A 9,413-nucleotide genomic window follows, 5' to 3' on the forward strand; every position below is an offset into this window, starting at 1 on the left:
TGATAGATTGGTGCAAATTAACGCCAGATGGCACATTACGACAACTTTTTAACGTGGCAGACTCTGGTACAATCGGCGAATATTTTTTCTGTGAATTAGATTAGCGCTAAGCTTCACAACAAGGAATGCAAATGCAAATGAAGAAATTGCTCCCCATCCTTATTGGTCTGAGCCTTACGGGTTTCAGTGCAATGAGCCAGGCAGAGAACCTGTTACAGGTGTATCAGCAGGCACGTACCAGTAACCCAGATCTCCGCAAATCTGCTGCAGATCGTGATGCTGCGTTCGAGAAAATCAACGAAGCGCGCAGCCCCCTGTTACCGCAATTAGGTTTGGGTGCAGATTATACCTATACCAACGGCTTCCGCGACAGCAATGGGGTGAACTCTAATGTCACCAGCGGCTCGCTGCAGTTAACACAAAGCCTGTTTGATATGTCCAAATGGCGTGCGCTGACCCTGCAGGAAAAATCCGCAGGCATTCAGGACGTGACCTATCAGACCGACCAGCAGACGTTGATCCTCAATACTGCTACGGCATACTTTAACGTGCTGAGCGCGATCGATTCGCTCTCCTACACCGAAGCGCAGAAACAGGCTATCTATCGTCAGTTAGATCAGACGACCCAGCGCTTTAACGTCGGCCTTGTTGCTATCACCGACGTGCAGAACGCCCGTTCACAGTACGATACCGTGCTGGCAAACGAAGTGACCGCACGTAACAACCTCGACAACGCCGTTGAATCGCTGCGTCAGGTCACCGGTAACTACTACCCAGAGCTGGCATCACTGAACGTTGACGGCTTTAAAACCGACAAACCACAGGGCGTAAATGCGCTGCTGAAAGAAGCAGAGAACCGCAACCTGTCCCTGCTGCAGGCTCGTCTGAGCCAGGACCTGGCGCGTGAGCAAATTCGCCTGGCGCAGGATGGCCATCTGCCAACGCTGGATTTAACCGCATCGACTGGGGTCTCTAACACCTCGTATAGCGGTTCTAAAACGAACGGCACCGGTAACTACAACGATAACGATGCTGGCCAGAACAAAATTGGCCTGAGCTTCTCCCTGCCTCTGTATCAAGGCGGGATGGTGAACTCTCAGGTCAAACAGGCACAGTACAACTTCGTTGGCGCCAGCGAGCAGCTGGAAAGCGCACACCGTTCCGTTGTACAGACCGTTCGTTCTTCCTTCAATAACGTCAACGCTTCTATCAGCAGCATCAACGCCTACAAACAGGCCGTTGTCTCTGCACAGAGCTCTTTAGACGCAATGGAAGCCGGCTACTCCGTTGGTACACGTACTATCGTTGACGTGCTGGATGCGACCACGACGCTGTATAACGCTAAACAACAGCTCTCCAGTGCGCGCTATAACTACCTGATCAACCAGCTGAACATTAAATCCGCTCTGGGTACGCTCAACGAGCAGGATCTGCTGGCGCTGAACAATACGCTGGGCAAACCGGTTCCGACCTCGAATGCGAGCATCGCGCCGGAAAACTCACAGCAAGATGCTACGGCTGACGGCTACACCTCTGCTGCTACCAGCAAAGCGCGTATCCGCTAAGGCCTGCATTGCTGTAAAAAGGGTTCGCATCATGCGAACCCTTTTTTCTGCCTCTCAACGTAAGGCAACGTAAAGATCCGCCGCTTTATCCCCTTCTTAGCTTCATTTTCAACCACTCATCCACTATCCTGAGCGCTATTGCAATACCACTCCACTGGGTCCAGGAAGAATAAAATGAAACGGACAAACAATATTCAGCACGCCGCTTTTCGTAAAAGCTGGGGTGCACGCCACTTAACGCCAGTCGCCCTTGCCGTTACCGCCGTATTCATGCTGGCGGGCTGTGAGAAGAGCGACGAAACCGTCACGCTGTATCAGAATGCAGACGACTGCTCCGCGGCGAACCCAAGCAAAAGCGCGGAATGTACCACTACCTACAACAATGCGCTGAAAGAAGCGGAACGCACCGCACCGAAATACGCCAGCCGTGAAGACTGCGTAGCGGAATTCGGTGAAGGTCAGTGCCAGCAGGCACCGGCTCAGGCTGGCATGGCGCCAACCGGTGAAGGCCAGGCTCAGGCACAGAACCAGGGCGGCGGCAGTTTCTGGATGCCACTGATGGCAGGTTACATGATGGGTCGTATGATGAGCGGCGGCATGGGCGGCTACCAGCAGCAACCGGTCTTCACCTCCAAGAACCCATCCAGCCCGGCTTACGGTAAATACACCGATGCGGGCGGCAAGAACTACGGCGCAGCACAGCCGGGTCGTTCAATGAACGTACCTAAAACCGCGATGGCGCCAAAACCGGCGACCACCAGCACTGTCACCCGCGGCGGCTTTGGCGAATCTGTTGCCAAGCAGTCCACCATGCAGCGTAGCGCAACGGGCAGCACTTCCCGTTCAATGGGCGGCTGATTATCATGGAAAGAGTCAGTATTGTTGAACGCCCGGACTGGCGTGAAAAAGCGACTGAATATGGTTTTAACTTCCACACCATGTACGGCGAGCCGTACTGGAGTGAAGAGGCCTATTACAAGCTAACGCTGGCCCAGGTCGAAAAGCTGGAAGATGTCACAGCCGAACTACACCAGATGTGCCTGAAGGTCGTTGAACGCGTGATCGCCAGCGATGAGCTGATGGCCAAGTTCCGCATTCCAAAGCATACCTGGAGCTTCGTTCGCCAGTCATGGCAGACCCATCAGCCGTCACTTTACTCTCGCCTCGATCTGGCCTGGGACGGCACCGATGAGCCAAAGCTGCTGGAAAACAACGCCGATACGCCAACCTCGCTGTATGAAGCGGCATTTTTCCAATGGATCTGGCTGGAAGATCAGCTGAATGCAGGCAATCTGCCGGAAGGCAGCGATCAGTTCAACAGCCTGCAGGAAAAGATCATCGAACGCTTTACCGAGCTGCGTGAGCAGCACGGCTTCCAGTTACTGCACCTCACCTGCTGCCAGGATACCGTAGAAGATCGCGGTACGGTGCAGTATTTGCAGGACTGCGCTGCCGAAGCAGAAGTCGCCACCGAATTTCTCTATATCGATGAAATTGGCTTAGGTGAAAAAGGTCAGTTTACCGATCTGCAGGATCAGGTGATTGGCAATCTGTTCAAGCTCTATCCGTGGGAATATATGCTGCGTGAGATGTTCTCCACCAAGCTGGAAGACGCTGGCGTTCGCTGGCTGGAGCCGGCCTGGAAAAGCATTATCTCCAACAAGGCGCTGCTGCCACTGCTCTGGGAAATGTTCCCGGATCACCCGAACCTGCTGCCAGCCTACTTTGCCGAAGATGCATACCCAGCAATGGATAAGTACGTGGTGAAACCGATCTTCTCCCGCGAAGGGGCGAATATCTCGATCGTCGAAAACGGCAAAACCATCGAACAGGTGGAAGGGCCGTACGGCGAAGAAGGGATGATCGTACAGCAGTTCCATCCGCTGCCGAAATTTGGCGATAGCTATATGCTGATTGGCAGCTGGCTCATCAACGATCAGCCAGCCGGAATTGGTATTCGTGAGGACAGAGCACTGATCACCCAGGATCTGTCGCGTTTCTATCCCCACATTTTTGTCGAGTAAACGTTAACCGACCACGACTGACAGCATACTCAAGGAGCCCATTTCGATACCGTCTACCGGGATCGTGATGGGTTCTTCTCCATCCCACGCCCCTAAAACATACAGCAGCGGCAGGAAGTGCTCCGCCGTCGGGTTAGAGAGCGAACCGCCTTCGTGCTGCAGATAGTTTACCAGCGGATGCTGCTCAACCGGCCCTTTCCATTGCAGATTCGCTTTAACATAGTCGTTAAATGAAGCCGCCCACGGATACGGCGCGGAATCACCGTGCCATTTTGCAGTACGCAGGTTATGCACCACGTTACCGCTCGCCACCAGCATAATGCCTTCGTCACGCAGGCTGGCAAGTTTACGACCCATCTCCAGATGCCAGGCCGCCGGTTTGGTGCTATCGATACTCAGCTGCACCATTGGGATATCCGCATTCGGGTACATCTTAATCAACACGCCCCACGAACCGTGGTCAAAACCCCAGGCTTCGGTGTCCAGCGCGACAGGAACCGGTGACAATAACTCAACCAGCTTCTGCGCCAGCTCCGGCGAGCCAGGTGCCGGGTAATGCGTGTCGTACAATGCCTGCGGGAAACCGCCAAAATCGTGAATCGTTTTTGGTGCTTCCATCGCCGTCACGCCGGTGCCACGGGTAAACCAGTGCGCAGAGACAACAACGATCGCTTTTGGCCGCGGCAACGTCTCGCCGAGCTGCTGCCAGGTACGGGTATAGAGGTTATCTTCCAGTACGTTCATCGGGCTACCGTGACCTAAAAACAGTGCTGGCATTCGGCTACGAGACATGATGTTATCCTTCCAGAGGCATAATTGAATAACACCACATTAACCTGTTTTCCGTGAGGATAAACTCAGATAAGCGTGATGATGATATTCAGAAAATTTGAATGTAAGGATGCAGTAAAGAATCTCTTCGCCTCTCGCCAGGCGTGATGAATTCCAATATCATGAATGATAATCATTATCATAAGGAGTAAGCGATGTCGGTACCGCTAATTCTGACATTACTGGCAGGTGCTGCCACCTTTATTGGCGCCATTCTCGGCGTTATTGGACAAAAGCCGTCAAACCGGGTTTTAGCCTTTTCGCTCGGTTTTGCCGCCGGGATCATGCTGCTTATCTCACTGATGGAGATGCTACCCGCCGCGCTGGGTACAGAAGGCATGTCACCCATGTTGGGCTATGGCATGTTCGTAGTCGGGCTCATTGGTTACTTCGCGCTGGATCGTGCGTTGCCACATGCCCATCCGCAGGATCTGATGCAGAAAACCACTCAGCCGCTGCCGCGCAATATTCGCCGCACCGCTATTCTGCTCACCCTCGGCATCAGTTTGCACAACTTCCCGGAAGGCATCGCTACTTTCGTCACCGCCAGCAACAATCTTGAGCTGGGCTTCGGGATCGCGCTTGCCGTCGCGCTGCACAATATTCCTGAAGGTCTGGCGGTCGCCGGGCCGGTGTATGCGGCAACAGGATCAAAACGCAAAGCGGTATTCTGGGCCGGGATTTCGGGTATGGCGGAAATCCTTGGCGGCGTGCTGGCATGGGCAATTCTCGGCAGCATGGTTTCACCGATATTGATGGCTTCAATAATGGCTGCCGTTGCCGGAATTATGGTCGCGCTGTCGGTCGATGAGCTGATGCCGCTGGCCAAAGAGATCGATCCCAACAACAATCCCAGCTACGGCGTGCTGTGCGGAATGTCGGTGATGGGATTGAGTTTGGTGGCGTTACAGTCGATGGGGATTGGTTAAACGCCATAAAAAAGCCCGGCGCAATTGGCCGGGCTTCTTCGTAATAAGCGCTTAATTAGCTCGCTTTACGTTCGTGTTCACGGCGGTAGGCCACCAGATCTTCGATGGTCACCAGCGCCATATTGTGTTCCTTTGCAAACTTGATGCACTCCGGCGCACGCGCCATGGTGCCATCGTCGTTGGTCAGTTCACACAGTACGCCCGCAGGTTTAAAACCGGCCAGGCTCACCAGATCGATAGTCGCTTCGGTGTGGCCACCACGGGTCAGAACGCCACCCGGCTGCGCGCGCAGCGGGAATACGTGGCCCGGACGGTTCAGGTCTGACGGCTTCGCGTTGTCAGCAATTGCCGCACGCACAGTGGTCAGACGGTCAGCGGCAGAAACGCCGGTAGTGACGCCGTGTGCTGCTTCGATGGTGACGGTAAAGCCCGTGCCGTATGCGCTGGTGTTGTTTTCCACCATCATTGGCAGTTCCAGCTGCTTACGACGTTCATCGGTCAGACACAGACAAACGATGCCGCTACCGTGACGGATAGTCAGCGCCATTTGTTCAACGGTCATGTTTTCGGCGGCAAAGATCATGTCGCCTTCGTTCTCGCGATCTTCGTCGTCCAGCACCATCGCACCGCGGCCTTCGCGCAGAGCAATCAGCGCGTTTTCAACGCGTTCGAAAGGAGTACCAAAAGAGGAAAGTAGCGTCTGATTCATGGTAAAAAAACCTCATTAATATTATGGTTACCAGAATCAGGGCAGTCTTAGGAGTGCCGATAAACGGCCAATAGATAACGCGAGCGGGTGCATACCCGACTGAATCGTTACTCTCTCCCATCCGGACTCTAACCGTCGGCCCCGGAATTACACCGGATCTGCTGACCTTCCCGTTGGACACAGGAAGCGCTCGCGGGCTTTCAGTCACTCCTTCGTCTTTCACGCTGCTGCTGCGTTGCCGCAACGCGAAATACTTTGGATCTCGCTGATTTACCGCCGGTGGGGAATTTCGCCCCGCCCTGAGAATAAGCGTACTTACTATAACCCTATTGATTATCTTCGGCAATGCATAAGCTTCGAACAATTCTGGTTTATCGCACCGGGAGAAGCCACTACAATAGCGGTAACGCCGACAGAATCAGGGAAACACAGATGATCGACCCGAAAAAAATTGAACAAATCGCCCGCCAGGTCCACGAGTCCATGCCAAAAGGCCTGCGTGAATTTGGTGATGATATTGAGAAGAAAGTTCGTCAGGTGATCCAGTCACAGCTGACGCGTCTTGATGTGGTTAGCCGCGAAGAGTTTGACGTGCAGACTCAGGTTCTGCTGCGCACCCGCGAAAAGCTGGCGCTGCTGGAACAGCGTATTAGCGAGCTGGAAAACCGCGCTGCGGCACCGGTCGTTGACGATAAAGAGTAAAGCACAGCCCCTCTCCCCTTAGGGAGAGGGTTAAAGTGAGGGGAAACGCAGTGCGTTACTTCTCACTATCCTTCTGAATCTTCTTGATAATGTTGGTCGTTGAGCAACCATCTTCGAAGTTTAGCACCAGCACTTCACCACCGTTCGCCCACACTTCTTCGCTCCCCGCGATTTGCTCCGGCTTATAGTCACCGCCTTTGACCAGACGATCCGGCAGGATCCCGGCAATCAGACGCTGCGGCGTATCTTCTTCAAACGACACCACCCAATCGACCGACTCCAGCGCCCCCAGCACGATCATGCGCTGATCCAGCGGATTTACCGGACGCGTTTCGCCTTTCAGCCTTTTGGTCGAGGCATCACTATTCACCGCAACGATCAGACGATCGCCCAGCTTGCGCGCGTTCGCCAGATAAGAAACGTGGCCCGCGTGCAAAATATCGAACACGCCGTTGGTCATCACCACTTTTTCACCGCGACGACGTGCAGCAGCGACCGCTTGCTTCAACTCTTCTTCGCTCATCACACCAAAACCGGTATCCGCACGGCCGCGCACGGCGTTTTCCAGCTCGATTGGCGAAACGGTAGAGGTCCCCAATTTGCCGACCACGACGCCAGCCGCCGCGTTGGCAAAGAAGCAGGCTTCTTCCAGCGTTTTGCCGGATGCCAGCGTAGCCGCCAACACGCCGATCACCGTATCACCAGCACCGGTTACATCGTACACTTCCTGCGCCTGGGTCGGCTGATGCAACGGCGCTTTGCCCGGTTGCAGCAATGTCATACCCTGTTCGGAGCGAGTGACCAACAGCGCGGAGAGATCGAAATCAGCAATCAGCTGCATGCCGCGTTCCACCAGCTCTTCTTCGGTTTTACACTTGCCAACTACCGCTTCAAACTCGGAGAGGTTTGGCGTCAGCAGCGTGGCTCCGCGATAGCGTTCAAAGTCGGTCCCTTTCGGGTCGATCAGCACCGGCACTTTTGCCTGACGCGCCAGCTTAATCATCTGCTGAACGCTCTCCAGCGCCCCTTTGGCGTAGTCAGAAAGCACCAGCGCACCGACATTGGGCAGGCCGCTTTGAATACGGTCATGCAGCGGCTGTGGATCCACGCCGGCAAAACCCTCTTCAAAATCCAGACGAATCAGCTGCTGGTTGCGCGACAGTACGCGCAGCTTGGTGATGGTCGGGTGAGTTGGGACGGAGACGAAATCGCATTTGACGTTCACATCGGCCAGCGCTTTATTCAGCGCACGCGCCGCATCGTCAATACCGGTCAGGCCAACGAGACGAGAACCCGCACCTAAAGAGGCAATGTTCATCGCCACGTTCGCCGCGCCGCCAGGACGTTCTTCGATAGTTTCCACTTTCACCACGGGCACCGGGGCTTCCGGGGAAATACGGCTGGTTGGGCCATACCAGTAGCGATCCAACATGACATCGCCAACCACCATCACTCCTGCGCGTTCAAATTCCGGCAGCGTTACTTTCATTCGTGTCTCCAAAGAGAATCAAAAATTTGGCGCGATAATAGCACATTTCACGGTTGAACCAGCCACTTCAGCCAGCTCGCACTCACCAGCTCGCGTTCGCGGGTAAAGCTTGCCAGAGAGACATTACCCGGCAGCTCCTGCAGCGCCAGATGGTGTAACGCATCGCGCAGCGTGGTGTAGGCATGGGTCAACGCCTTAGCTTCCTGCTCATCCATAATGTCGTTTTGCGCCAGCAGTTCAAGAATGCGCACATTGTCCGACCAGCGGGTCAGCTTCGGCTTTTCGTGGGCGTAGCGCAGCACCAGATACTGGGTAATAAATTCGATGTCGGTAATCCCGCCCGCATCGGTTTTGATATCGAAACGATCGCGCTGCTTGCCGCCAAGATGGGCGCGCATTTTCTCACGCATCTCGCGGACTTCGGTTTGCAGCACCGCGCCATCGCGCGTATTGGTCAGAATCTGTCGGCGAATCGCGTCAAACTGCTGTTGCAACTGCGGATCGCCATACACCACACGAGCGCGCACCAGCGCCTGATGTTCCCAGGTCCAGGCCTCATTTTGCTGATAATCCGCAAAGGCTTCAGCGGTGGTGACCAGCATTCCCGCCGCGCCGGACGGACGCAGGCGAGCATCCACCTCATACAAAATACCGGACGAGGTGCGAGTGCTAAACAGGTGCATAATGCGCTGCGCCAGGCGCAGATAGAACTGACGGCCATCGATTTCACGCTCGCCATCGGTCATCGCATCCATTGGGCAGTCGTGGAGGAACACCAGATCCAGATCCGAGCTGTAACCCAGCTCCCAACCGCCCAACTTGCCATAGCCGATAACCGCAAAACCACGCCCGTGGCGTTCGCGTAAATGCGTCGGCTGGCCGTAACGTGCCACCATCTGCACCCACGCCTGCTGAACAACCGCATCAATCATTGCTTCCGCAAGCCAGGTCAGATGGTCGCTGACCTTCATTACCGGCAGCGTTCCGGCAATATCTGCCGCAGCAATGTGCAACAGCTGTGCCTGTTTGAACTGGCGTAACGCTTCTAACTGCTGCTCTTCGTCTTCTTCCGGCACGCGCAGAAGATACTGACGCAGTTCATCCCCTGTCTCTTATACACATCTGACGCTCCTGTCTCTTATACACATCTGACGCTGCCGACGA

The 9,413-nt window shown here is 54.8% G+C and carries 8 protein-coding genes, 1 pseudogene and 1 riboswitch; of the genes and pseudogenes, 5 read left to right on the top strand and 4 right to left on the bottom strand.

Annotated features, from left to right (window positions below; all coding sequences use genetic code 11):
* The first annotated feature begins 137 nt into the window (after positions 1 to 137).
* The 3 genes from tolC (at position 138) to KP80_RS10510 (ending at position 3,589) form a co-directional block, all read left to right on the top strand.
* Complete coding sequence (gene tolC, locus KP80_RS10500) at positions 138 to 1,565, top strand: outer membrane channel protein TolC (RefSeq protein WP_052283603.1); 1,428 nt, start codon at positions 138 to 140, stop codon at positions 1,563 to 1,565.
* Positions 1,566 to 1,739: 174 nt separating this feature from the next.
* On the top strand, positions 1,740 to 2,423 hold the full coding sequence (locus KP80_RS10505) for a DUF1190 family protein (protein WP_052283591.1): 684 nt from the start codon (positions 1,740 to 1,742) through the stop codon (positions 2,421 to 2,423).
* 5 nt (positions 2,424 to 2,428) lie between these two features.
* On the top strand, positions 2,429 to 3,589 hold the full coding sequence (locus KP80_RS10510; RefSeq protein WP_052283592.1) for a glutathionylspermidine synthase family protein: 1,161 nt from the start codon (positions 2,429 to 2,431) through the stop codon (positions 3,587 to 3,589).
* A gap of 3 nt (positions 3,590 to 3,592) precedes the next feature.
* Here KP80_RS10510 and ygiD read toward each other — a convergent pair whose 3' ends face one another.
* Entirely contained in the window at positions 3,593 to 4,381 is a 789-nt protein-coding gene (gene ygiD, locus KP80_RS10515; RefSeq protein WP_052283593.1) for a 4,5-DOPA dioxygenase extradiol, read from the bottom strand.
* 194 nt (positions 4,382 to 4,575) lie between these two features.
* On the opposite strand from ygiD, the gene zupT reads away from it, so the two are divergent.
* A complete protein-coding gene (gene zupT, locus KP80_RS10520) occupies positions 4,576 to 5,349 on the top strand; it encodes a zinc transporter ZupT (RefSeq protein ID WP_052283594.1) in 774 nt (257 codons plus the stop codon).
* Positions 5,350 to 5,404: 55 nt separating this feature from the next.
* Here the strand turns inward: zupT and ribB are convergent, their stop codons facing one another.
* Complete coding sequence (gene ribB / locus KP80_RS10525; protein WP_052283595.1) at positions 5,405 to 6,058, bottom strand: 3,4-dihydroxy-2-butanone-4-phosphate synthase; 654 nt, start codon at positions 6,056 to 6,058, stop codon at positions 5,405 to 5,407.
* Between the two features lie 105 nt (positions 6,059 to 6,163).
* Positions 6,164 to 6,369, bottom strand: a riboswitch (FMN riboswitch).
* A gap of 121 nt (positions 6,370 to 6,490) precedes the next feature.
* On the opposite strand from ribB, the gene ubiK reads away from it, so the two are divergent.
* Positions 6,491 to 6,760, top strand: a complete 270-nt coding sequence (ubiK, locus tag KP80_RS10530) for a ubiquinone biosynthesis accessory factor UbiK (RefSeq protein ID WP_035893703.1) — start codon at positions 6,491 to 6,493, stop codon at positions 6,758 to 6,760.
* Between the two features lie 55 nt (positions 6,761 to 6,815).
* Here the strand turns inward: ubiK and hldE are convergent, their stop codons facing one another.
* Both hldE and glnE read right to left on the bottom strand, forming a co-directional pair.
* Positions 6,816 to 8,249: a bifunctional D-glycero-beta-D-manno-heptose-7-phosphate kinase/D-glycero-beta-D-manno-heptose 1-phosphate adenylyltransferase HldE gene (gene hldE, locus KP80_RS10535; protein ID WP_052283596.1), complete on the bottom strand. Its 1,434-nt coding sequence runs from the start codon at positions 8,247 to 8,249 to the stop codon at positions 6,816 to 6,818.
* A gap of 47 nt (positions 8,250 to 8,296) precedes the next feature.
* Positions 8,297 to 9,352, bottom strand: a pseudogene (glnE, locus tag KP80_RS10540) (bifunctional [glutamate--ammonia ligase]-adenylyl-L-tyrosine phosphorylase/[glutamate--ammonia-ligase] adenylyltransferase); the annotation flags it as partial.
* Positions 9,353 to 9,413 lie beyond the last annotated feature (61 nt).

It is taken from the genome of Kluyvera genomosp. 1 (assembly GCF_001266615.1).
Lineage (GTDB): Bacteria > Pseudomonadota > Gammaproteobacteria > Enterobacterales > Enterobacteriaceae > Kluyvera > Kluyvera cryocrescens_A.